The sequence below is a fragment of the Niabella agricola genome, from assembly GCF_021538615.1.
Taxonomy (GTDB): domain Bacteria; phylum Bacteroidota; class Bacteroidia; order Chitinophagales; family Chitinophagaceae; genus Niabella; species Niabella agricola.
This window is the reverse complement of sequence record NZ_JAJHIZ010000003.1, coordinates 4,386,487-4,413,075: the sequence shown is the minus strand read 5'-3', so window position 1 is coordinate 4,413,075 and position 26,589 is coordinate 4,386,487. Positions and strand designations below refer to the sequence as shown.

Below are 26,589 nucleotides of genomic sequence, written 5' to 3'. Positions count from 1 at the left end.
GCCCAACGGAATTACCATTTCCCGCCAGCACCTCCAAGAGCCTCGGTTGCTTTTTCTCCAAGCCGGCTTTTAAGCTGTGCCAGGTATAAACTCGCCGGAACAACGACCGCTCCGTGCGCATCATATACCCCTTCAGGAAGTATGGGTTCTTTATTAAAAGGCATCGCGCGTTGCTGCGGCGTTCCCACACATCCGATCACCCAGTTGTAAGCACCGGGTGGCTGCTGATTCAGATAGGATTTTGCGTTGCAGTTCCACGCTACGGCCCAGCCAATAGCCCAACCGTGTCCCGAACCCATTTCGCCCCGGTTCATAAAATCAATGCCCCCATCCGGCACATTGCAACCATCAACCAGCAAAGCGGTTGCCCAGCGCTGGTGCGGCTGTATCCAGCCATTCCCGGTAAACGTACAGTGCAGCAACACGATCGGTCCGCTCACTTTGGCTCCCGTAGCCAGGAAGAATACGTTATCGCCCCGGATCGTACAGCGATTGAATAATAACTGTGCCCCGTCGGCAGACAGATCTGCCGGTTTGGCCGCTCCAATGGTGGGTACCGTATGCCGGATATCAAGATCTGTAACCGTGATCTGCTTCCCGCCGATGCCCACGCTGTTTACCGTATTCCGGATCTGTACATCGCGCACCCACCCATCTGTTAAACCGCGGGTTCGAATGGCCGAATGATGCCCCTGGCTGATGGTAACGGATTGTTCCGGTGCTTCAATCACCAAATACTCCACGCCAACATTTTGAATCCCGCCGGTTTTTACGATCCTTTGCACCGCAGCTCCCGGCTTTGTAAAAGCTGCATCATAACTATCCGTAAACGGCACATCCACCGTTATTTTGTTCCCGTTTATCGTTTTTATTGTTCGTTCCACGGTGAGCTCCCCGGTGATCCAGGTTTGTTTTTTTCCTTCGCGCACCAGGGTGTCCATCCCCATAAACTGCACCCATTCCGGCGTGATGGGTTTTGAGATCTGCACGAGGTCTCCTGCAACTAATGTACCGGGATCGGCAACGGTCATGGCCTGGGTACCCGATGGTATGTATGAATCCGTAATTAACGCCTTATTTCCCATGAACTTTGTTTGAACCGGTGCCTCCAGCCGGATGGCCACATGCGGCGCACCGGTCATGATGATCTTGGATGCAGCACCACTGCCACGCAATACAATTCCGCTGTTTGGAATGATAATGGTTTGCGCACAGGGGAAATCCCCGGGAGCCAGTACCACGGCACCCTTGAAACCATTTTCAAGCGGAAGCTTTGCCACTGAATCAATGGCCTTTTGAATATGGGGTGTATTATCGCCGGCAATAGAATAAACCCGGATCACTTCTTTCACCTCCGGCAGTTTCACCCCTCCGCCCTTATACCCCGCATAAGAAAAATCCATAATGCGATCGCCCTTCGATGTCGTTGCATACTCCAGTTGCCCGCGGGTATCCAGGTGTATCCAACGGCTTTTGTTTCCATTTAGGACTGCCGGTTTTGTTTTCTGTGCAACGGCTGCACCTGTAAGCAGCATCAGCGCCAGCAGTAGGACAGCGTTCTTATGGAAAAAAACATATTGCATATTCGGTACTTTTTTGCCTTGCTTATTGACCGCTTTTATATTGAACCCCGGACCTGCTTGCTGTGTCTGCATCTATCAACAGGTTCGCCTTAGCTACCGCCTGTATTTTTTCCAGTGTGATTGCATCCGATGATCTTATTTTAATAATAGCAGCGGGATTGCCTTCTGCACGGAATGCACAATTTGTAAGTTGTGCCTGCTGTACATCTTCCATAAAAACAGCCGGACGGTGATCGGCTGCTTTTGTTCGTAGTTCGAGGTCTTTCACCCGGATATCCTGTGCGTGGCGCAACCAGAGTCCATAGGCCGGGATTACCGGTCCAAAGGTTTTTACTTCAGGGTATTGACTGATCGCTTCGGGCACCACTGCATCGGCTTCACCGACGGCACCACCGCCCGGTAATGTGATCCGGATCTTTTCAAGCATGATCCCTGAGATCCGGTGCTCCGGTACACCGGTGATCAATATGCCGGTAGCTGATTTTAATTGTGTGCTGTCTGCCGAAACAGCAGTAATATTCTTCAGTACTACATTTTCAAAGCTGCCGGTCTGCTGCTGCACATCCTGCCCTTTGCGGAATACGCTGAGCCGCGATCCTAAACGCAGCAATATGGGTGTACGGACCTGGTTCATGGTGATGTCAGCAATCAACACGTTCTTTATTTGTGCACCATCTACCGATAATAGTTTGATACCGCCATTGCGGGTATCCCTGATCTCACAACCGCTGATCTCTATATTTTCAAAATTGGCCATGGATTCGGTTCCCATCTTAATGCCGGCTTGATGGCTTTTTAACCGGAGCCCGCTTGCCTTTATGTTTTTACAGGCCATTTTACTGGAAGTGGTTTTAAATACCAGCGCGTCGTCGCCGCTTTCCACATCACAGTTTCGGATCACCACATCCTGGCACCCATCGATACCGATTCCATCATTATGCGCTACCCCCACACTTACAATTTTCAGGCGCTCGATCCGGATGCCTTTGGATTGAAAATAATGCGAGGTCCAGGCTCCCGCATACTTAAGCGTAACATCACTGACCTGTACGCCGGTACAACGTACCACCCGCAGCAGGAACGGACGCCGGCCCCAGCGCTGCCCTTCGGGCCGGGTATCTTTTAAAATATGGGCCGCCTTTAGTTTGCTTCCCTGCCCGTCGATCGTGCCGCCCCCTTCGATGCCGATATTCCTTCGGTCAACCGCCACCAGCAGCGCCCAGCCCACATCAATGCCCAGGCCTTCGGTAAACGGGTCCAGGTTACGGTAGGCTTCCATATCGGTGCTGCCCAGCAGGGTAGCACCTTTTTGAACATGCAGTACCACGTTGTCTTTTAACTCGATGGTACCAGACAGATAATTTCCTTCAGGAAAAAAAACTTTTCCACCTCCGCTACGGTTGCAGGCATCGATGGCCTTCTGAATGGCTATTGTATTTAAGGTGATGGCATCGCCTTTGGCACCATAATCCATTACGTTTACATCCGATGCCTTTGTATAAAACCAAAGTCCTGATAAAAAAATTAAGAATAATGATCTCATACTGATGCAGGTTTCTTTAAATGAATAAGAGCGGAATGCCGGATACCGGCAAGAAAGATGCAAGAAACGCAAGTATTTGTTCCAATGCACCTGATCATCAGCTACGCCTCACGGTTTCATCACACTCCTTGTGTTATAAAACCGCAAAGGGCATAATGAGTACGCAAGGGGTTCTTCCTGATCAACGTCCGCCGCTTCGCTGTGCCGCTGCGTGAGACAAAAACCACTAATCCAGTTCCCCCGTTTTCATTTTCTTACCACCCTTCGTATTTACATTTTCCACCGCGCCTTTTACCTGTAACCGGATTACGGAAGCAATTGCATCCGGAGCGGTTGCAGGCAGATCAATCACCACTGTACCATTTTGATTCCGGGCTTTTACCGGCTTGTTTCCGTCCAGCTGCACGGCGCTGATCACTTTGTTGGAAAGACCGGGCACAACCAGCTTCCCGTCTTTCGGCCAGTCGAATACAAACAGGTTCAATACCGTATTTGCCCCGGACGGTTTCATGGTGCATCTTCCCCATGAAAGATCCTGCAACGGGCTGGCCTGTGTGGCGTAAACCGCACTGCTGTTCACTTTCATCCATTTACCGATCTGGGCCAGGCGCTCTATGCTTTCTTCCGGTACCGATCCATCATCCTTCGGTCCGATGTTCAGGAGATAATTTCCCCCCTTGGAGGCAATATCCACCAGGTTCCGGATCAGGGTCTCTGTCGGTTTCCAGTTATGATCCCAGCTTTTATACCCCCAGCTGCCGTTCATGGTCATACAGGTTTCCCAATCCTGCCCGTCCAGCTCCGCCTGTGTAGGAATTTTTTGCTCCGGCGTCTTGGTATCGCCCCGGAAGTTTGGCCGTTTTAAGCGATCGTTGGTAATGATATTCGGCTGCAGCTTTAATACATCCTGCAGTTTCTGCGCCGCTTCGTCGGTCATATTGGTGGGCGTATCCCACCACAGCACGGCGATATCTCCATAGTTGGACAAGATCTCTTTTACCTGCGGCACAGCAACATCATTGATGTACTGATCAAAGGTTTTGGTTTCCTGTGCCGGATCCCAATGGCCTTTGTGTGCCAGCGTGTATGCGTCGATCTTTGCAGAATCGGGGTTGGGCCAGCCTTCGCGCATTTCCTTGCGGGCAGCCGATCCACCGGGATTGTTCCAGTCCTGTGCCTGGGAATAGTAAAAGCCCAGCTTCATTCCATATTTACGACAGGCATCCGCCAACGGTTTCAGCAGGTCCTTACCGTAAACCGTAGCATCTGCCACATTCCATTTACTGGCATTGGATTTAAACAACGCAAAACCATCATGATGCTTGGAGGTGATGATGATGTATTTCATCCCCGCATCCTTTGCCATTTTTACCCAGGCATCCGGATCGTATTTTACCGGGTTAAAGGATTTGGCGCGTTCCTGGTATTCGGTTACCGGTATCTTGCTGCGGTTCATGATCCATTCGGCACCGCCTCTTGCCTGCTGATGTCCGTGATACACACCGCCCCATTGTGCATATACGCCCCAATGGATGAACATGCCAAAACGGGCTTCCCGCCACCATTTCATGCGGGTATCTTTATCTGCCGACTGGCCATTTGCCATGCCTGTAAGCAGGCATATAAATAGTACAATTCCGATTCTTTTCATATCTGTTTTATATGTGGTTCCTTTTTATGTTACCGGCTACACTGCTTCTATCATCGCCTGTTGTGTCACTCCCTTCATCCTCCGGTAATCCTGTTCTACAAATGGGGCGCTCCTGACGGAGCGCACGGTTATTTTGCTATGCCCTTATTATGCGAAGCGTCCCTTTGTTATGCGAAGCATCCCGCTTCGCATACTTCTCTTTCATTTTGCCAGCGCGCCCACTTCGTCCGCCTTTAACGCATGGGCGGTCGTTTTTGCCGTGCTGTACTGATCGGCACCGGTATCCCATTTCCCGCTGCGTGCCTGGCCGTCCATATCTACCTTTACCAGTGGGTAGTTACTTTCGCCGGCACCGATGGCCGGGCTGTTTTTATCCAAATGCCAGATCCCGTCTGCACTTTTTACCAGCCTGGGATCCAGCTCCCGGCACCCGGTTGCAGGCATATCACCCGCGCCCTTTGTTTTAAAAATAATATTCCCTTTCCATTGTGGCGAGGTATAAGGTCCGGCAATAGATGCAGCTACATCTCCACCCTGAATGATATTACTGACAATGCTGATGGCCGTGGCACCCAATCCGTTCTTCCTTCCCGGCTGTTCAATATTCTTCTTATTGTTCACCATTGTATTAAAAGCGATTAGCACCCGGTCTGGCCGGTCATGCTCGGTAAGTGCGGCCCCATCTGCTACTTCCCCGCCACCGTTGCCCACCGTTATGGCCTGCGCACAGTTTTCAAAATAGTTACTGAAAATGGAATGATCATCTCCGAAAATGCGGATCCCCGGCGTGTTGAAAAAATAATTGCCATACACTTCGCATTTATTACCATGCCGCAATGTAAACTGCGCCGGACAATCACGGATGGTATTGTAGCGCAAGGTAACACTCGATGCTTTTACGGAGATGAGTTCATTTTCTCCATGACATTTTTCAAACAGGTTGTACTCCACGATGCTGTTGCTGGTTGACAAACTGAATCCACTTAACCCAAACTGAAATGTTTCGGCCCCGTTGGCGCCACCCTGATCGGGAAAATTGTAAAAATAATTATGATGGATGTGCAGACGTTCGGCGATCTGTTTCCCTTCCCCGCGGATGGCCAGGATTCGGCCCATTTCTTTTTTATTCTGGAACGTATTGTAGTCGATTTCATGATCACTCCCTGCAATGGTCAGGTATTCACCTTTGCCAGGCGTTTCAAAAATATTATGCGTCCAGCGGCAAAATCGGGTTCCGGTTCCCGAACGGGCTTTTGAAGCCGCATGTGTAAACTTAAAGCCGGAGACTACAATATACGCCGCAGGGCTTATCATGTTAAAACCACCACTGCCGCTTATTTCGGCACCCCCGGTATGTTCTGCCCGTATGATGATCGGCTGCTGTTTTGTTCCCTGCTGTGCGATTATAATGTCGCGGCTGGCGCTGTACACGCCATTTTTGAGTACAATCACGTCGCCGGGTACTGCCCGCTCAATGGCCTTCTGCAGATCTTCAAGGCTGGTTACAGTAACGATACCGGCCCATACCTGCACCGAAAGCAATAACAATACGCCTGCAATTATATGTTTTTTCATCACTTTTTTTAAGCCGCTTATAAGGGTTAATCATGTGCCTGCCCAGGGTTGGGGTTGGGGTTCTTTTCATATACATTAAAATCCGTCAGCCAAAGGGATTCATTTTTTAACAACGGACTTTGCCCAACGGGAGTCTGGTCCAGCCGGCCACCGGCAAGACTTCTGTAAATACCATACTTATTACGCATGTAAGAACTCCCCTTCCTCCACATATCAATATTGTCATCTTTAACGTCCAGCAATACTTTACCATCACTTACACGGGTGATGCTGCAGGAATAATAGCCATTGTGCGTGTAATGGATCTCTTCCCGCACCTGTACCCATTCGTCTTCAAAATCAGCCAGGGGTATATTGTCAACAATGGTACCTTTCCCGGTGCTGGCCCCATCTACTGAATGGATGATCTGTATCCGTTTATTACCGCCGCTGCTGCTGGCCCGGGGAGTGATGGTAATTAACGGGCTTCCGTTGTTGGGTCCATCCTGCGCCTTCAGTTGATGAATATGGCAAAAGCTGGAAGTGGGCTGAAACCCTTTGGGCAGTTTAAATTTCCACTCCAGTAACTGCCATTCATCCCAGTTGCCCTGTACTTTAGCCCAGGTAGTGTTATTGGTTGCAGATTTCATTTCATTCCGCTGCCGGTCTACCGTACCTGCACTGCAGCGGTCGCCATCGATTACCGGATCAATGTGTATATTAAACCGGAACACATATTTATTGAAATAAGGATCCAGTTCGGTATCGCAATGAACGCCGTTCTGGTGCCCGCCGTAACCTCCGCTGCAATGTGGATTTTCCGTATAATCAAACCCATAGGCTTTCATATAGGTGTTGATCTCATTATATTTTTTCCCGGGCATGGTTGAGTCGGATTGCATGGATGTCGTCAGCTGGTAGCCCCGGTAGCCCGGTCCCTGTAAATCCATCATGGTACAGGTAGTGCCGGCCTTCACCCACCCCGTTGTCTTTACCCGCGCATATATTGTATCCAGTTTTAATTCCACCACATATTGGTCCGCAGTACCCATTTCCTCAAATTTGACAAAATTCGAAGAACCTACAGCACAGGCGGTATTCCCGTTTGTACTTTTAATTTTCCCGGTCCAATCCACTCCGTTTACCCGTGCCGACAGGATATTAGCAATGGTGGGGCTGCCGTCCTCCGGGTTCCCCAGGTTGAGGATAAAATAGCCGATATCTTTAGCGTTATCCTGCGTTGTAATCGTATACGTCCAGATGTAGTCATTTGTTGCCTGGGCTGTATTTAAACGGATCTGATAGGTGCCTGCGTTCCGTGAGCCGGCCTGCAGGTTTTCACCTGCCTCCATTGCTCCGCTGAGCGGATTCCTGGTACTACATGCAAAAACAAAGAGCAGCAACGACATAATGAGGAAGCCTGTTTCCTTTAAATTTTTCATATGCAAATACATTATTAATTAACTACCGGATCATTCTGGCGCGACCCATCGATCCATTTCTTAACAAATAACCTATTTATTTCACAAAAAAAATGCAATGAAATTTGCTTTATGCTCAATGATTTTACCCATTCCCGTTCAGGTCGGCCGCGCAATCCGTTGAATGGTCAGGATCACACTCTCCGAAGCGTAACCTGTCAGAACAGCTTTTTCCCGGCCCGGAGTCTTTTTTGACGCAGCAACGCCTCCAGGTAATAATAGTCGGCATAGCTCAGCGGTTCATCTACTTCCGTATTAGTGAGTTTAGTACCCGTACTGTGCAGCAGCAAAAAGCCGCTTGCGGTGCCAATGGGTGCCCGGTAAGTTTTTGTAAGACTGCTCAGAATCCGGTTGGCCGCAGCCCGGTAAGTTTTTGCATGCTTACTATACGTACTTAATTCATATAAAGCCGATGCAATCACCGCAGCAGCCGAAGCATCCCTGGGTTCATCCGGAATACCGGGTGCATTAAAATCCCAGTAAGGCACCCCGTCTTTGGGCAGGTTGGGATGATGGAGTATGAATCCGGCAATGTTTTCGGCCATCTTCAGATATTTTGCATCCTTTGTTTCCCGGTAACATATCGTATAGCCATATAATCCCCAGGATTGCCCGCGCGCCCAGGCAGATTCATTGGCATAGCCCTGGTGCGTGGTCTTTTTGTTGATCTTACCGGTAACCGTATCATAATCCACTACATGGTAAGAACTATAATCCGGCCGGAAATGGTTTTTCATCGTCTGGTCGGCATGACCTACCGCTACCTGGTACAGATGCCGGTCGCCGGTAAGTTTCCAGGCTTCGAACAATAATTCAAGGTTCATCATATTGTCGATGATCACCGGAAAATCCCATTTATTTTTGCTATGGTCCCATGACCTCAATACTCCGGCAACAGGATTGAACCGCTTACTTAAGGTTTGGGCGGCCTGAATGATCACGTTCTTATAATGCGGATCTTTTGTAAGCCGGTAACCATTCCCAACACTGCAATATACTTTAAATCCCATGTCGTGCGTGGTACCGTTGGTCTTTTCCTGTTCAACGTCTGCGGTAAACGCCCGGGCTGTTGTTTCCCATTTTTTATTCCCCGACAGCTCATAGAGGTACCAGAGCTCGCCGGGAAAGAAGCCGCTGGTCCAGTCGCGGGAAGCCACCAGTTTCAGCTTACCGTCTTCCAGTGTCCTTGGAGACACGCCTTTGTTATCCGTTTGCTTTGCTACTGCTATCTCCCGGAGCATCACGGCGGTTTGTGCTTCGGCATCTTTTACCGTTGCCGGTATATTTACATTTTGTGCAGCACTCGTTAATGTGCCCGCAATAATAGCGATGATGATTCCTGTTTTTTTCATGTTTGCAAAAAGGTTGTTGTTTCAAAAGTCCCTAACCGACAATTCGACTGAAACGAAGCGGAATGGAGAAATCATACTATCTGGGAAGTATATGATTTGAGATTTCCCAACTTCTCCGCCGCGGCGGATTCGCTCGAAATGACGGCCTTCCGAAGACCATTTCATTTATTTCCATTTCTTATTTATTACCGGTCCGCACCAGCTGTACTTCCAGCAGCTTCATCAATTCCGTACCCGAAATCATTCCGGGACTGAGGACCAGGGTATTTACTCCCTGTTTCAGTTCCAGCCTTCCAATCTTTTCTGTAACGACTCCGCTCTTCGTATGCTGTACGGTTCCTTCAACCGATACAGCGTTATTGAGCAATAACTTATATGTGCCGCCGCATTCTTTCCCGGTTACATACTTTATTACTACATCATAGGACTGCACCTGTATGGTGCGCAGCTTCCATATCAATTGCTGCGCCGGCGATTTCCAGCCATCTACATAATAGCGATCGGCCTTCCCGTCGCCAAAACCAAACCCTTTTCCCTGCAGCTGTGCATCAAAAGCCAGCAGCCGGCTGGTGGGAATATTGGGAGCTATAAAGAACGTCTGATCTGTTTTAGCGGGTGCTTTTAACTCCAGTACCACTACGGTATTGGCTGTATCTGCGGCAACGCCGGAAAGGTCGATCAGCACATCATCCGGTCCTATGCGTTTTGCGGTTACTGCTTTTTTATCAGATAGTATATAGGCATTGCTGATTGCAGATTGTAACCCGCCTATATATAATTTACGATCGGCCGGGAATTCGAATACATGCAGGTAGATCTTATTTTCCTGCATGGTACTTACGCCCCAGTTCTGCAACGGCAGCGGGCTTGGTGTAACATTGTATATGCTTTCACTATTTTGTGTTACCCAGTTGCCGATGCCTTTTAAAATGGCAAGATCTTTTACATCAATAGCGCCGTCTCCCTTAGGGCCAATATTCATTAAAAGATTACCACCGCGCGATGCCGCCTTTGCCAGCAGTTGTATAAAAAAAGGAACGGATTTATGGCTATTGTCGTACCGGGAATAGCCATAGCTTTCGTTGGTGGTGGGAATCGCCTCCCAATCGCCGGTAACCGGTGCAAACTCAGCAGGGCGGTCACCGGTATTCAGATAATCACCATAGTTGCGTGCAGCACTCCTGGCCAGTCTTCCATTTACTACCACCTGCGGATCTGTTTCCCTGATCGCTTTTAAGATCCGCAGGTTCTCAGAAAAAGGCAGTTTATGCGGGGTATCGAACCAGATGATATCCGGATGATATTTTGTAAGTAGTTCTTTTATTTGAGGTATTGCTTTTTCATTAACGTATTTCACTGCTTTCGGCAGGAGTTCGGGGTGCTGGTCATACCAGTCGCGTCCGCCAAACAGGTTCTTATCACCACCCGGATTGTTATACTCCCAGTCGTTGCCCGGTGCATCCGGATGCTCCCAATCGAAAGCATGGGAATAATAAAACCCGAATTTAATACCGTATTTTTTACAGGCAGCAGCCAGTTCTGCCAGCGGGTCGCGCTTAAAGGGCGTTTGCGCATGAATATTGAAATCAGAAACGGAAGAAGGATACATCGCAAACCCATCATGATGCTTAGCAGTAATGATCATATAACGCATGCCGGCATCGCGGGCGGCTCTTGCCCATTCATCTGCGTTAAACAAAACGGGGTTGAACCGGTGCGCCAGTTCCAGGTATTCGCTACGCGGTATCATTTCCTTACGCATTAAATGCTCTGCATACCCGCCTACCTTCTTTCCTTTCCATTCGCCCCCGGGCAGCGAATAGATGCCCCAATGAATGAACATGCCAAATTTAGCCTGGTGCCACCAAGCAATCCGTTCCTCATGTGTTTTCATCGACTGCGTCCACCAGCCTTTTACAGCATCAAGCACAGCCTGCTGATCACGCTGCTGCCCTTTATTATACATATCCTTATCCTCATCACCCGCAACCTGGGCGGTGGAAGCCACCGTAACGGTACTCAATAACAAGTATATAAAAAATCGTTTCATTTCTTTTTTTTGAATCCAACTACAGTACAGATGGCAGCTGCGTTGCGTCGCACTCTTTTGCACCTTTACATGCCTCTATCGCTCTACCCATATCAACGGGTTTCTTACCGGCAGGTTTCGGATCACTTCTTCCGTTTCGGGCGCATGATCCAGTTTTTTCCAGGTAGTGAACCATTCTTTGTTTTTAAATTCAACCGCTCCAAATACCAGCGCTGGCTGGGCCACGGGCCAGTGCTCCCAGTACATCACATCCTGTTTATATGGCCATTTATTTTTATCGGCGATAAACGAGTAAAGGAAGGCAATCCCTTTTTTTATGGAGCGCCCATCCGGGGTCTGATAATTCCAGAGATCATTTGATTTTGTTGACAGCACCTGGCAAATGGTCGCCATCGCATCTAAATTAAACAAAGAATACCCATAGGGTTTGGTACGTACCAGCTCCCTGGGAAAACTTCCGTCCGGCGCCATCTGATTGGGCAGTAAAACATTTTTATACCGGTTGCTGCAAAATTGCAGAAGTTCTTTGTTCCCGGTAAATTTTGCAAAAACCGCTACCTGCATTACCCAGCAGGTACCGTGGTTATTGGCTGCATTCATTTCCTCTTTACCATACGGATGGGTGGTCAGCCATTGCAAAAAGCTGGCGAACCACTTTTTGGTTGTCGTCAACACCATCCGGTCCATCGCCGCATCCTGTTCCATCACCAACAAACCCTGCACCACTTCCATCAACTGTATGGCGTCAATGATACCGATGCCGCGACCGGTAGCTCTTCCCTTTATAGCTTGCGCATACAGGAGATTCGGGTTCATCAGCGTTGCGGTATCAACAAACCAGGCTTTGCAATGGGCCAGCACCTGTTTTACATATTGCTGCTGCGGCCGGACCCGGTATGCCGATGCCAGGGCACCTACGATCCGGCTGAAACGGATCATCGCATGCCGGTGCGCTACAAAATTGTCCGGGTTTGTCTGGCCGTCTTTTTGAATATACGGACTGTCCACGCCGGCCGGATTCGGCCACCAGTAATCACCTTCACTGTAAAAATCATGTTTTCCTCCGGCACTGCGGGGTGCCTGTTGTGCTGTGACGGTTTCCGGCTGCTGCTGCATGGCCCAGGCGGCTTTTTGAAGTACCTGCTTCTTTAAAACAGATTTTACCCCGTTTATATCCTGGGCCGGAAGCCATTGCGGCTGCAACAGAGCTACAAGCAAAACAAGGTATATATTTCTTATTTTCATTAATATTTTCAGCTTTTTAATGGTTCGTGAGGACACGAACCATTGGCATGAGCAACACGAAGTTTTTTTTCTACCTGCCCTTTGTGTGTCTTCGTACCTTCCGGTCTTCGTGGCTACTTCCTCGTCATAAACTTCCACGTGATCCTGCCATAGGATTGGACTTCTTTTTTATGCGAAGGTTCAATGCTTCCCATTAATTTGCCTTTGACATCCTTTTCGATACGGATGGTTCTCCAGTCGTAATTTCCTTTTTCATAATCAAAGGTTTCGCCGTCATCGTCATATAGCCGGTACACGCCGGGCTTTTCGCCATACACACGGATCTCAAGATCCACTTTTTCTCCTGCCTTTGGCGCGTGCAGCAACGGCGGCATCATGGGGATCACCCCACCATCTTTTACATATACGGGGATCTTATCCAGCCCGGGCGTAACTGTGATTACTTCTCCGTCACCGGCGAAGGCCCCGGTATAGAAATCATACCAACGTCCTTTGGGCAATACCACTTTCCTTGAAGTTTGTCCTGCAAATAAAGGCGCTACCAGCAGGTATTCGCCAGCCATATACTGATCCTTTACTTCTTTGGCAACCGCTTCCAGGTAAGGATTGTCTTCCAGGTTGTTTTTTACAGAACTGCTGGCATTTAATTGGTATCCGGGTTCCAGGCTCATGCCGCGAAAAACGGGGGTACCTTCAAAATGATACTTTGCAAACGCTGAATACCAGTAGGGCATCATCCGCATGCGGAGCAATGACAGCTCCTTTACCTGGGCCGCTACCTCCGGGTAGGACCAGGGCTTGGTACCGCTGGACCAGGCATTGATCATGGCCATGGGCGAAAAAATCACGGTCTGAAAACGGCGTAACCATTCTTCTGCAGTTTTTGAAGCACGGACTTCCGGAGTCCACAACACGCCAATATATCCGCTGTTGATCAGGGCGGTGATGAAATCTTCATGATTATAATAATCATTGTACAGCACATAAGGATAACTATTGGCCCCGGCATTGGAAGCCCTTACCAGGCCATAGGTGCGTTGGTTTTTGTTTTTAAACAGATCGATGCTGTTCTTCATGGCCAGTACGCCATAAGTCTGGCGCATCTGTTCCCCCGAGAGGCCTGAAGGGAAGGTGGCTACATCCGGCCACAGGTAGTAATCATACCCGTCTACTTCATCGATCTTATACCCGCTTACACCAACATCCACCTGGTTTTTTTTCAATTGTCCAAAAAAAAGCTCACGTGCTTTGGGCATTGTAAAGTCCGGCACCTCACCGGTCCAAACGGTATGCGAACCGGTATAAGGGGTGATCGCTTTATAAAAAGACGCAGATTTTGATATATAGGGATTGATCCACAGGTTCAGGCGGATCCGTTTATTGAGCATTTCTTTTACAAAGGCTGCCGGATCCGGATACCGGCCCTTATCCCATTCAAAGGTGCCCGGATAGGAACGGCTTTGCCAGCCGGGTTCCAGTCCGATAAAATCGAGCGGATATCCTTTTACAGAAAAAGAATCGGCTTCCTGTTTTACTTCATCCGCTGTAAACAGCGACCGTACCCGTTGGGTAAAGCCCAGTCCCCATCTTGGCGGCAATACACCACCGCCATTAAAGAGGTTGTAGCGGCGTACTGCATCCAGCGCGGTAGGACCTGCAAAAACATATACTTCGGTACCCGGCGCCGGTACCAGCAGCTCTACCGCATCCGAATAGGGCCGGGAGTTCCAGCTTTTATCGGTATTACGGTCTTTTTCCACCGGGGGATGCGGACTGTCTTTACGTACGCCCGTACCGGCGTATACATTGATGTATCGCGCCGCATTTACAAACACGCCATAGCCTTTGGAGGATACATAAAAAGGAACGGGCGCATGTGTACGGCCGTTATCTTTACCTCCGTAATGATCCATATGCAGCTGCAATATTTTGCCGCGCTGGTGCACCGTCTGAAAATTTAAACCGAATCCAAATAACTGTTCTTCTTTTTCCAGCGGAAAACGCAGGTAGGTTTTGCCATCTGTAACCGAACCGAAAACAGCCTCCTTAGAAAAAGGGAATGGCTGTTCGCTCATTCCTTTCAGCGCAGGAGCCGGTGTGGCCTCCGCTGCTTTTAAAAGATCATAGGCTTCCGGCCGGCCTACCACACCTTTCCAAACACCTGGCGCCACGGCGGTCCATATAATTGGCTGTGCTGAAATACCGCTACATACGGCAATCAGAAAAAAAAGATAAATGATTCTATGTAGCATAACATTCTATAATGGTATCAATGTGTATTGTTTACCTTTCTCTGTCTTAAAATCGATGGTATACCCCTTCTCAGCGGACAGGCGCACCAGTTTTGCATCCTTGTTTTTTTCATAGGGAGGCCTGCCGTAAGAAGCAAGCAGGGCATTTGAAGTTTCACTCCTTGCTTCCCTGGCTTTTACTTCCACCACTTTCACAGGTACAGCAGTATGAATCCTGCAATTGCCACCGGATCCGGAGCGCACCGTGGCTTGTACCAGGCGGCCACCGGCCCATTCGATATTCCAGTGGAAGTTTCCGCGGGCCTTGATGCCTTTTATGGATCCTGTTTTCCATGCAGCTGGCAAGGCCGGCAATAACGCGATCTGCCCGTTATGACTTTGCAACAGCATTTCGGTGATGCCGGCCGTGGCTCCAAAATTGCCGTCGATCTGAAACGGAGGATGCGCATCAAAGAGGTTGGGATAGGTACCGCCTCCACCCATTTCGGCTTTCTTTTCCCTGGGGTCGATATAGGCAAAGGCATCGCTTAATATTTTGTACGCATGTTCCCCGTCCTGCAGCCTTGCCCACCAGTTAATCTTCCAGGCCATGCTCCAGCCGGTGCTTACATCTCCTCGGAAGATCAATGACTGCTTAGCTGCTGCGGCCAGTTCCGGCGTTTCTTTGACATTGATCTGGCTCCCAGGATACAATCCGAACAGGTGCGATAAATGCCGGTGCTTATCTTTGGGATCATCCCAGTCTTTAAACCATTCCTGTAACTGGCCATACCGGCCGATGTGATAAGGGTATAGCTGATCCTTCACCGCTTCCAGCTCTTTTGCAAACGCAGCATCCGTACCCAGTATCTTTGCCGATTTGATCACTGCTGTAAACAGTTCGCGTATAATGGACATATCCATAGTGCTGGCCATAGTCAGCTGGTATTCTTTACCATCTATCTTTATTGTATTCTCGGGAGATGTAGAGGGGTTGGTAACCCAATAACCTGAAGCCGGGTCCTTTACCAGCCAGTGCAATAAAAACCGGGCCGCCCCTTTCATCAGCGGGTAAGCTTCTTTTTGAAGAAATTGTTTATCCCCGGTAAAAAGATAGTGCTCCCACAGATGAGTGGAAAACCAACCGCCAGCCATGGGCCAGCAGCTCCAGCGCGGCATTCCCCGCGGATCATCCCATCCCTGTCCTCCGGGTGGTGATGTCTTGGCCCAGAGGTCAGAGTTATGATGCGTTACCCACCCCTCTGTAATACCGTAATTTGTTTTTGCGGTAACCGCACCATTTACCGCCAGTTCTTTCATAAAATCAAACAAGGGTTGGTGACATTCGGAAAGATTGGTATTCTCCGCGAGCCAATAGTTCATTTCCGTATTGATATTGGTGGTATAATTACTGCCCCAGGGCGGTTGTACATGATCATTCCAGATACCCTGGAGATTTGTAGGTCGCGCACCCGGACGGGAAGCCGCGATCATCAGATAACGCCCAAACTGGTAGTACAGGCTTTGCAATGCGAAATCATCGGGTGTCTTTGCAAAGCGCTTCAACCGCTCGTCAGTAGGCAGTTGCAGCCGGGCGGCATCCGTACCCAGGTCAATCGATACCCGGTTAAACAGGGACTGATAGTCGTTGATATGCGCTGCCCGCAACGCTGCATATTTTTTTTGTACTGCTTTATGAAGGTTGGCCATGGCTTCAACAGCGGGGTCCTTGCCTTCCCGCCCCGGCGATTTATCGAAGCCGTTGAAGCTGGTTGCCTCGGAAAGATAAATGGTTACCGCATTGGCCCCTGTTACCACCAGCGCGGTATCCTTACGGTTGACCGATCCGCCTTCTGTAACAATTTTTGCGTATACCTCAAAGTTCATCCCTTCCCCGTTCCAGTCGTCATACACAACCTGCTGCGGTTCATATTCCCGGTTGGCTACAAATTTTGGCGCCTTGCCTTTTAATACCAGCAAGTCCTGCGCTTTGCTTGCTACCCGGTATTTTAATTTGCTGGTCAGCCCCACAGCAAAACTGATGGCCTTCTTTTTATCGGCCGTAATGCGGATCATCATGATCTTATCCGGGTGGCTGATAAAGGTTTCCCTTGTATACTGCACGCCGCCGGCTTTATAGCGCACGGTAGCCGTCGCATTGGTTAAGTCCAGGTTGCGGTAGTAACCGGTAGTCTGTGTATCTCTTAATGAAAAGTTCAGCCAGAGATCTGCCAGCGGCAGGTAACGGGCCGAATAAGGTCCATGCATCTTTTTCCATACAACAGCTGCACTGTCATAGTTTCCCGAAAAGACCAGCGCCCTTACCTTTTCCAGTATGGCGGGACCTTCCGGCTGGTTACCCGGGTTGGGCGCGCCCGACCAGAGCGTATTATCATTTAACTGGTACCGCTCTTTTACCACACCACCAAATACCATGGCGCCGGTCTTTGCATTTCCCAGTGGCAGGGCTTCCTCCCAGATGGTAGCCGGCTGTGCATACCAGAGTTTGAGCGCATTGGATGCCCCGCCGGTTTGCGCATTTAAAACCCAACCGGGCATTGCCATTGAAAAAAGGATCAAAAATCTTTTCATTTCTATATACCGTCCCTACGGACTCTATTTTATTTTAAAAATCGGATCTCCGAATCCGTCGCCCCTACGGGGCTTTGTGTTACGTTAAAAATATATGCTATCAATATATTGCCCCTATGAGGTTCTGCTTAATAGTTTCCTCCGGTTCTTACAGATCCAGGAATGCCAGGGGTAATTTACCCGATCTTGCGCTTAACACTGCCCGGTCTTTCCCTTTCGCTACGCTGATCAGTGCCCGGCCGTTATATAGCTGCACATACCTCGATCCCGAGGAGGTACCAAGGTCATCCAGCAACCGGCCATCGCCTGTTAATCCAAAACGGATCCAGTCCATTGCATCGAGGCAGCGTATGCCTTTATCATCCATCAACTGCGCCTGCAGCGTAACCACTCCATTTTCTTCTTTTATCTTTGTTAATTCCAAACGCGCAGGTTTTGCCCATTTCCCCGTCTGGTATTCAAAACGAATGGTATCGGTAACCGTTTCCTTTCCTTTTTTGGCCACTACCTTCACTTCATATTGTCCTTTTTTTAACGGCACATTCCAACGCAGACCGGCAGCCGGAAAATCCTGGCTGTTTCTTTTCTTAACACCAAGGGATTTACCGTTCACATACAGTTCCGCAACATCACAATTGGAATACACTTTGATCATCTTTTCCTCCCCTTCATTCCCCCAGCGCACCGGCCAGCTATGCCCGTAAATATGCGCCATGGGCTTCCCCGTCCAGTAAGACTGAAACACATAGTAGGCTTCTTTTTTGGTAAGGTCCCGTTCCACTACACCTTTCTGGTTCATATACGGGATGGGATTATCCGGCCGCACCGGGGTTGAAAAATCTTTAAAGGGCCACTGCGCTGTTCCAGTGAGCCAGGGCATGGTTTCCTGTTCTTTCAAATGCCAGTCTACCAGGTTGCAGATATAGGTCTCGCTCCAGTCGCCGTCCTTGGAGGCTCTTGCCGCACCGCCGTACAAAGAAGCATCCCCGGCCCGTTCATCCGCTGCGCCGGTTGCCTTGATATTTTGTAAGGATTTATCCGGGTTTTCAGAATGCCTTCCGGCATGACTATCGCCGCCCCATTCTACATGCAGGAAGTGATCCACCTTATCAAATTCAGACCTGGTTACTTCCTTATATTCCGTATAGATGCCCCGGTACCAGCCAGCCCAGATGGAAGGAGAATACACATCTACAATGTCTTTACAAAAATCACAACGCCTGATGGCGGTTTTACGTGAGGGGTCCAGCCGGTGCGAAAGGTCGTTCAGTTCCTTCATAAACTGCCGGATCTTTTCTTTATCAAAGTCCGGAAAATCGCCCGGCCAATCGTTTTCATTCCCCAACCCCCAGATGATTACCGAAGGATGGTTGTAATGCTGTTCGATCATGTTGGTGAGCATGCGCCGTGCCTGTTCCTTATACAAGTCTCCACCCAAACCGCCCCGGCACCAGGGAATTTCTTCCCATACCAGGATGCCCAGGCTGTCGCATAAATTCAGAATAATCCGCGATTGCTGGTAGTGTCCCAGCCGGATAAAGTTCACCCCCATTTCTTTCATGGAGATCATTTCCTCCCGCATCATGTTTTCAGTCATGGCAGCTGCCACACCGGCATGATCTTCGTGGCGGTGCGTACCTCTCAGTAACAGCCGTTTTCCATTGAGGAGAAAGGGACCGTGCTTTACAAATTCAAAGTCCCGGAACCCGATTTTGGTTTTTTGTTCGTATATACCAGCTGAAGTGCGGATCGTTGTTACCAGGGTGTACAGCACGGGTGTTTCGGGCGACCATAACTGGGGCCGGATTACTTTTAGTTCATCAAAGCGGTGCTCGCCGTTCAAGGACCTGCACTTCTTTTGGATCGCCTGTATCTCTTTACCTTGGGGATCCAGCAACTGCAGGGTCATTTCCGCTTCACCGGTAATGTTCGCCGGATTATATAACCGGGCGCGTACAGTGACAGTACCTGTTTTTCCATCTTTACCCGTTACCGCCTCAGCAAATACTTTATCCAGCGATACAGCAGGTACATACACGAGGTTGAGATACCGGTACAGACCTCCATAGAGATTAAAATCCGAAAGATCGGAAGGAATCATTTCCAGGTCGCGTGTATTATCACAGCGAATGGACACCGGCACTTTCCCCTTAAATTGTTTTACCAGGCTGTCCTGTTTCAGGAACGCATTTACCGCATCGGTAATATCGGCGGTCCATTCATCATAGCCGCCTACATGCGTGGCCACTTTGGTTGTGTACACATACACTTCGGTTTTTTGCCCGGCGCCTTCAAAATGCAGCAGGGTGCGTCCGTTTGCATAAGGATTTTTAATAGCGAGCTGCGTACGGTACCATGCCGGGCCCTGGTAATAATTCTCATCGGGGTCCACGGCATCCCGGGCATTTACACAATGCGGCAAGGTCACCTCGGTCCACAACGGAACGCTTTCGGGATTCCCCTCTTTTACGGGGCGTACGGCCTCCCAGATACCGCCCAGGTCCTGTTTCAGGAACTGCCAGTGATTGTTTAGCCGGATAGATTGTTGTCCGAAAGTCTGCTGAACCGTTATAAACAGGATCAGCAAACAGTTTAAACCAATTTTACGTTTCACCATACCGATTTGAATGCGCAATTTTATTCTTTTATGATTCCGTTACACGCTTCTGCCGAACCCACTATGAACGTATCGTGCCTGTTATGGATTATTTAACTGCGTGCCATCATCGTTCATATAGACGCTTTTCAGGAAAATCGTGGTTCCCGTGCTCCCCGATTTTGAAGGAAAGGTAATCCGGTATTCCTTTGCAAGCGGATCTGCAAATCCCGGATATTTCGCCTTCATATCCGCGAGCCAGTTCCTGATACCATTGCTGCTGAACCAAAGCGTGCCATCGACATATGCTGAAAAGACATTGTCCTTATCCAGGGAGAACGTAAACGTTTTCAACTGGCCGTCTTTCATGGAAAATAGCGGGTTTTTTCCACTGGTAGAATCCAGCGCATACGTTTTGGAAAAAGCACTGCTATCGCTCCATAGAGAGGTATTGGTAGCAGGTATAAAGGTTTCATACCGCATCCGGTAGTTGTTTGTTTTTGTATAATCATTCGTAGGCCAGAGCTCCCAGCGTATTTCACGGATATAGGGGGTTATAGTGCTTGCGGGCTGCACAAAACTCAACCCGATATAAACCGATTGCCCGGATCTGAAAAAGCTCTTCCATCCCATTTTTGTCCGAATGGAAAACGGAATCTTCAGATCAGCCAGGTTCAAGGATCTGCGGATATTGGGCGCACTGCTGGAGCTGGCAGTAAGCTCTGCTGTCGACTTTGCAGGATCTACATCATTTTTAAGTACGATGGGCGTTACTACATTGCTGGTGCTCCAACCATTACCATTAAATGTATAGGCACTTTGGAATTCATCAAAATAATAACGCGTTACTTTCATTACGGTAGACCGTGAGGAATTGTCGCCTCCGTTCTTTGCCTTTGCCGTTATAGTGTATTCGCCGGGCTGATTGGGGGCGATCCACAGGTTTTCAAAAAGGTTCTGTGTGCGGAACCCATCAAAGGAACCGCCGGTAGCCGACCATTGATAACTGATGCCGTCCTTATCGCCCGAAGTGGCGGCCCAAACCGGCACTCTTTCTCCAAAATAAAATTCTTCACCCGATTTGCTTAACGACTGGATCTGGATATCTGCATTTTTTTTGCAGGAGAACAGCAACGCAGCACAGATGATTATAGAAAAACAGTTGATTATCTTATTCATAAAATAAAGATTTGTCGAAATTAATTATCCTTTATCGCTTGACGGGTAGGCTCAAACAGCCAGCGGTTCATCACATGCACCACGCCATTGGTAGCATGCAGATCTGGCGTACGGGGCGCAATGTTTACCCAGTTGGCCGCAATATTTGTTGCCTTATAAATGGTAGGAACTCCGTTGTAGTTATTGATACGCAGATTGGCTTCCCGTACATTTTCGAGGTACAGGTATACCCTGGCAGAATCATTGGAACTGCTGTATGCCAGGGTTTCTACCCAGCGGGGTTTTGAATTTAAGGTAGAATAGGTTTGAGTTCCCTTAATCACATGATATCGCAGTAAATTGGCGATGGTATCGCGGCTGTATTGTGACCAGTCCGAACCACGCATCGTAACAATGCTGTCTGGTTTTCCCGGGTAAGGTTGCTGCACTGTATTGATCACCCAATAACTATTGGCATCTTCGAGATTAATGAGTGCATTATTGCTTAACAATAAAAAGGTATTCCCGTTGGTTGCATACATTTCCTTTACATCCTTAAACCGGGGATCCTGATCTACATAGTCGATGGCCGCCAGCATACCTGAAAAAAGATCCGGCCGCGATTTCATAAAGTCCATCACACTCATATTCAGATTGGTGTTATAAAACGATTTTTTGTAGTCATAGCCGTTTTGTAACTTATTGCAACCTGCCAGCAAGATTCCCGTGCATAATGCAAATGCTGTATATAATTTAAGATAACGCATAATGTCATTTTTAAGATAAACAGTAATTACTCGTCGTAAGGAGGATTCTGATCTCCCAATAGTTTATGATTGGCATTGAATGCTGCCGAATTAATCGGAAATAAAACCCGGCCCATGTTCGCACCGGAGAACTGAATTCCGCCGGTGGTGCCGGCCAGTATGGGGTTCATCGTCTCTCTTAAATAACCATACCCGTTATCGGTATAATCATATATTTTGCCGATACGGCACAAATCGAACCAACGTTTCCCCTCTCCGATCAGTTCCAACTGGCGTTCTTCCAGAATGGTCCGTTCGATGCCGGAGGTAATATCTCCTGAATAATCTGCCAGCTTGGCGGTTACGGTATACCCTACACGTTTGCGGATATTGTTTACGATATCCAGGGCGTCCTGGTATTTGTTGGTATGCGCCAGCGCTTCCGCCCGCAGCAAGAGTACGTCTGCAAAGCGATAGATTGGAATCGCCACGCTGCAATCCGAATTCCCCTGGAAGGTAAAGCCGGTACCGATGGGGGCATTGGCTTTCCAGGGAGAGTATTTACCCATCTGCGCTACCGCAGCGTCATATGCCTCCGCCGTGTTGTAGGAAAGCGTGTCAAAGATGGCCCAGAAACGACCGTCGATCGATTTCCCGCTTATCGGATCTACGCGGTCCTTGAGTCGCTGCCAGATAAAGGTACGGGGCTCATACTGGTTGGTATTGGAAGCAGACCCTACTTTTGAGCAAACGCCCACACCATTTCCTCTTTCGATAACTGACCAGAAAAGATTAAAGATCGCTTCAGAGGAGGTAGCCGGCGTTAGAAATATGTTCTTCCAGTCTGCAATATTGGTTACCAACTGGCATTTACTTTCCGTGATGCAATTCTGTGATGCCGTTAACGCCTTGTTATAATCCTGGAACCACATGGCTACATCGGTCTGTAAGGCATATACTGCAGCCTTTTGCATATAAAAGCGCTGCGTGGTAACGCTGCTGATCAGCAGCAGCGAAGAGTCAATATCGCTTTCAATCCTTGCACGTACCTGACCTACAGGCGACCGCGCTACTTCCGTTTCCTGGCTCAGGTTTTCAATGGGAGCCGTCAGCAAAGGTAATTTTCCCCAAATCCTAAGGCCATAGAAATACATCAGGGCACGCAGTGCATAACATTGTCCAAGGTAATCGCGGTAAACTGCGGCACCTCCGTCGGCATTGGACTCGATCATTCCCGGGAAGTATTTGATACCGTAATTACACAGGGAAATCGTGGTATACAGGTTCGTCCAGGTAGTAATGCCATTGATGTCGGCATCATTGCCCGAAAGCGTATTCGAGATCATGGTTTGCTGCGCATTTCCTGTTCCCCCTACCCGCACATTATCGGAGCGTACTTCTCCCCAGTCGAAAAACGCACTGCTTAATGTTGTTTGTATCTGGTTATAGATACCGGCCATCCACGTGGCTGCGTCATTTTTATCCTTCCAGAATTTATCCGGCGCTACCGTTGAGATCGGATCCTGCTGTAAAAACTTTTTGCAATAGGTGAGGCTCATCAGCAGTCCGAAAAGACAGATCGTGGTAACAATTATTTTTATCTTTTTCATAAATCAAACTTTATTAAAATGTAATGTTCGCTCCCATTCCAAATTCCCGTTTGTGCGGATATTTCCCGGGATCGTTACCGGGTTTCAATACGCTTATTTGCGAAACCTCCGGATCAAACCCGGTGTAATCGGTCCAGGTCAGAAGGTTGTTTCCATAAACGTATACAACAAAGTTTTTTGAAGCAACCTTTTTACTGATCCGGGCAGGCAACCGGTAGCTTACGCGAAGGCTTTGCAAGCGAACGAAGGAGCCGTTTTCCAGGTATTGGCTTCCGCCCCTGCGCATGTTATCTGCGGCTTTATCGCCACCAATATAGGCATCGGTAATTTGTCCGGGGTATTTCCACATATTTAAAATAAAGTAGGAATCCGGCGTTGTATTGTTGTTAGAGAAAGACGCCAGGTTCCTGCGGTTCTCATTATAAATAGAGTTACCAAAATTTCCATAAAAATTAAATGAAAGCGAAAATGCCTTATAGGTCAGGCTGTTTGCCCAACCCAAGCTCCAGCGGGGCTGACCATGTCCCAGGAACTGGCGGTCTTCATTACCGATATTGCCGTCATACAGGCCGTTTGCATCCGGCAGATTCTGCCAAATCACATCCCCGCCTTTGGATATCACTCCATTGGTTGTTAATTGCTTTACATCGCCCGTATAGGCGGTACCATCCGGGAGCGTGTATCCCAGCAGAATGGGCTGGTTATTTTTTTCAATGATCACATTGCCTTTATCATCTTTTTTAAACTGGGGCGTCAGCCTTGTTTTGTAATCTTCTGTATACGCATTGGACTGATCATACTCATAGATCCCTAAAAATTTATAACCGTAAAAGTTTCCGGCTTCTTTTCCTTTTTGTACACTCCAGATATCATCGATATAATCTACGGGCAGATCTGTGATGCGGTTACGGACATTCGACCAGTTGAGGGTTGTTTGCCAGTTGAAATCCTTGGTTCTTACCGGGTATCCCGAAACCATTAACTCGATCCCCTTATTTTCAATACCTCCTGCATTCACACGGGCCTTACCCGGAAAACCTACTTCAAAAGGCAGCGGGCTGTCGTAAAGCAGGTCCGATGTCTGTTTGATATAATAATCTCCGGTAAAGCTTAAGCGTCCATTCCAAAGCGTAAGATCCAAACCAATATTTTTCTGCGTGGTCGATTCCCATTTCAGGAACGGATTGCCCATCCGGGTATTGGTACGCACCCCGCTTACACCATTATAAAAATAGCCTCCGAAGATGTATTGCTGTGCCGCATCATAATCCCCGATTCCGGAATTACCGGTAGCTCCGTAGCTAAGGCGCAGCTTGGCATCCGTAACCACCTCCCGCAGGGAAGCCATGAATTTTTCATCGCTGATGCGCCAGCCAACAGAAACCGAAGGAAAGTTACCCCAGCGGTTTTCCGGGCCGAACACAGAAGACCCATCCCTTCTGAAATTTATATTCAGCAGGTAGCGCCCCTGGTAGTCGTAGCTTGCACGGCCTACAAAACCGACCAGCGAGGACTGTGTTGCCGTAGAATACACATTGGTAAGATCATACTGGCCTGCAGCGTTCAAGGTCTGAACCGCTTCCGTTACAAAAAAAGTACCCCGGATATTCAGTTCTTCCTCCCGGTCCCGCTCAATATTCATCCCCGCCATGGCCGAAAAATTATGCCCGCCGGAAAATGCCTTTTTATAGTTGGCAAATACATTTCCCTGCAACCGTATGGGCAGGGTTGCGTTATCTGATCCCGAGCTGATGGGCGGGTTGCTGCTCGACAGTAATTTTGAAGCGAACGAGTTGCTTCTTTGAATCTGGATATCCGCAGATGCGTCTGCATGCAAATTCAATCCTGTCAATACATTCAGGTCAAACCCCTGGTAAATCACCCCTCTGTAAATTTGTGTAACATCCTTTCTTAAATAGGCTTCTGCCAGCGGGTTTCTTCTTCCTCCATTAAAATAGATATATTCTCCGTCCGGAAGGTACAGGGCCATGCCCGGCGGCCGTTGCAATGCCTGCTGCAGCATATTGCCTTCGCTGATGTTATTCCGGTTCTGGTAAGCGAAATTAACACGGGTTGCCATTGAAAAACGCTTGGATGGTTTATAATCTATATTCGTACGGAACGACAACCGTTTGTTATAACTGGTGATCATGATACCAGTCTCATCCAGGTACTGCAAACTGCTGTAGTAGTTAAGGGTTTTGCTACCGCCCATCACGCCTACATCCACCTGATTGCGCACGGCGGTTTGCGTCATCAGCGCCTGGTAATCGTTATCAGAGTTCTTGGAAAACGCGGTAGAATCATCCGGTTTGGGATCCAGCCCCAGGTTTCCTTTACGGTCGAACATCTGCCGTTCCAAACGGTTTGCCTGCGAGATGCGGTTGGAAAGTTTATTATAGCTGCGCAGGTATCCCACCGTGATCTGGGGTTTTTCTGATACGCCTTTTTTAGTGGTAATGATCACGACTCCGTTTGCCGACCTGGCCCCGTAAATGGCTGCGGAAGCCGCATCCTTCAGGATCTCAATGGATTGTACATCATTCGGGTTGATATTATTAATATCGTCCATCGGTGCACCGTCTACAATATAAAGCGGGCTAACCCCGGCATCTGATAGTGTAGAAAGCCCCCGTACGGTAATTGCAGATGAGGCGCCCGGCGCCCCTGAGTTCGACATCACCCGTACCCCGGGAGCTGCGCCTTGTATCGCATCAAAGATGGAAACGGGCTGCTTCTCTTCAATGGTTTTCGCAGTGATCGAACTGATCGCCCCGGTTACATCCCGCTTTCGCTGGGTTCCGTACCCCACAACAATCACTTCATCCAGGTCGTTCAACGCCTGCTTGAGCACTACATTAACGGTCCGCTGCTCATTCAACACCTGTTCAAACGGCCCAAAGCCAACAGCCGAAAAAACCAGCGTCCCTTTTCCATCAGGAACCGGAATGGAAAACCGGCCGGAAGAGTCGGTCATGGCTCCGCGATCAGAATCTTTTAGAGCTACCGAAGCCTGCGAAATGGGGTCGCCTTTTTCATCCAGTACGGTTCCCTTTATCTGTACATTTTTTTGTGCCAGCAAAAAAACGGGAAAGGAAAACAGGAATAGAAACAGGAACAGCAGTTTCGTAGCGCTTCTCTTTTTTTTCATAAAGCAATACGTCATACAGTTGATTTTTAAAAATTGTTCAATCGTT

At 48.7% G+C, this 26,589-nt stretch carries 15 protein-coding genes; all 15 read right to left on the bottom strand.

Features of this window, described 5'->3' with window-relative positions; translation table 11 throughout:
- Positions 1-11: 11 nt before the first annotated feature.
- The 15 genes from LL912_RS23690 to LL912_RS23620 all read right to left on the bottom strand — a co-directional run bounded on the left by LL912_RS23690 (position 12) and on the right by LL912_RS23620 (position 26,558).
- The gene (locus tag LL912_RS23690; RefSeq protein ID WP_235556109.1) at positions 12-1,583 is read right to left on the bottom strand and encodes a hypothetical protein; all 1,572 of its coding nucleotides are present in this window, start codon (positions 1,581-1,583) and stop codon (positions 12-14) included.
- 22 nt (positions 1,584-1,605) lie between these two features.
- Positions 1,606-3,126 (bottom strand): glycoside hydrolase family 28 protein, encoded by a 1,521-nt coding sequence (locus LL912_RS23685; protein ID WP_235556108.1) that lies wholly within the window; start codon positions 3,124-3,126, stop codon positions 1,606-1,608.
- 226 nt (positions 3,127-3,352) lie between these two features.
- Positions 3,353-4,777, bottom strand: a complete 1,425-nt coding sequence (locus LL912_RS23680; RefSeq protein WP_235556107.1) for an alpha-L-fucosidase — start codon at positions 4,775-4,777, stop codon at positions 3,353-3,355.
- A gap of 201 nt (positions 4,778-4,978) precedes the next feature.
- Positions 4,979-6,352 carry a polysaccharide lyase 6 family protein gene (locus LL912_RS23675; protein ID WP_235556106.1) on the bottom strand — a complete coding sequence of 458 codons (1,374 nt, stop codon included), beginning with the start codon at positions 6,350-6,352 and terminating at the stop codon, positions 4,979-4,981.
- Between the two features lie 26 nt (positions 6,353-6,378).
- Entirely contained in the window at positions 6,379-7,773 is a 1,395-nt protein-coding gene (locus tag LL912_RS23670; protein WP_235556104.1) for a polysaccharide lyase, read from the bottom strand.
- Positions 7,774-7,970: 197 nt separating this feature from the next.
- Positions 7,971-9,164 (bottom strand): glycoside hydrolase family 88 protein, encoded by a 1,194-nt coding sequence (locus LL912_RS23665; RefSeq protein WP_235556103.1) that lies wholly within the window; start codon positions 9,162-9,164, stop codon positions 7,971-7,973.
- A 178-nt stretch (positions 9,165-9,342) separates the two neighbouring features.
- Positions 9,343-11,214 (bottom strand): alpha-L-fucosidase, encoded by a 1,872-nt coding sequence (locus tag LL912_RS23660; protein WP_235556102.1) that lies wholly within the window; start codon positions 11,212-11,214, stop codon positions 9,343-9,345.
- A gap of 75 nt (positions 11,215-11,289) precedes the next feature.
- Complete coding sequence (locus tag LL912_RS23655; RefSeq protein WP_235556101.1) at positions 11,290-12,459, bottom strand: alginate lyase family protein; 1,170 nt, start codon at positions 12,457-12,459, stop codon at positions 11,290-11,292.
- A gap of 113 nt (positions 12,460-12,572) precedes the next feature.
- Positions 12,573-14,711 carry a glycoside hydrolase family 31 protein gene (locus LL912_RS23650; RefSeq protein ID WP_235556100.1) on the bottom strand — a complete coding sequence of 713 codons (2,139 nt, stop codon included), beginning with the start codon at positions 14,709-14,711 and terminating at the stop codon, positions 12,573-12,575.
- 6 nt (positions 14,712-14,717) lie between these two features.
- Positions 14,718-17,282, bottom strand: coding sequence for a glycoside hydrolase family 95 protein (locus LL912_RS23645; protein WP_235556099.1), 2,565 nt, complete (start codon positions 17,280-17,282; stop codon positions 14,718-14,720).
- Positions 17,283-17,430: 148 nt separating this feature from the next.
- The gene (locus tag LL912_RS23640; protein ID WP_235556098.1) at positions 17,431-19,917 is read right to left on the bottom strand and encodes a glycoside hydrolase family 2 TIM barrel-domain containing protein; all 2,487 of its coding nucleotides are present in this window, start codon (positions 19,915-19,917) and stop codon (positions 17,431-17,433) included.
- Positions 19,918-19,980: 63 nt separating this feature from the next.
- Positions 19,981-21,057: a hypothetical protein gene (locus LL912_RS23635; protein WP_235556097.1), complete on the bottom strand. Its 1,077-nt coding sequence runs from the start codon at positions 21,055-21,057 to the stop codon at positions 19,981-19,983.
- 20 nt (positions 21,058-21,077) lie between these two features.
- Positions 21,078-21,803: a fasciclin domain-containing protein gene (locus tag LL912_RS23630; protein WP_235556096.1), complete on the bottom strand. Its 726-nt coding sequence runs from the start codon at positions 21,801-21,803 to the stop codon at positions 21,078-21,080.
- A 26-nt stretch (positions 21,804-21,829) separates the two neighbouring features.
- Positions 21,830-23,392, bottom strand: coding sequence for a RagB/SusD family nutrient uptake outer membrane protein (locus LL912_RS23625; protein ID WP_235556095.1), 1,563 nt, complete (start codon positions 23,390-23,392; stop codon positions 21,830-21,832).
- A 13-nt stretch (positions 23,393-23,405) separates the two neighbouring features.
- Positions 23,406-26,558, bottom strand: coding sequence for a SusC/RagA family TonB-linked outer membrane protein (locus LL912_RS23620; RefSeq protein WP_235556094.1), 3,153 nt, complete (start codon positions 26,556-26,558; stop codon positions 23,406-23,408).
- Positions 26,559-26,589: the final 31 nt, after the last annotated feature.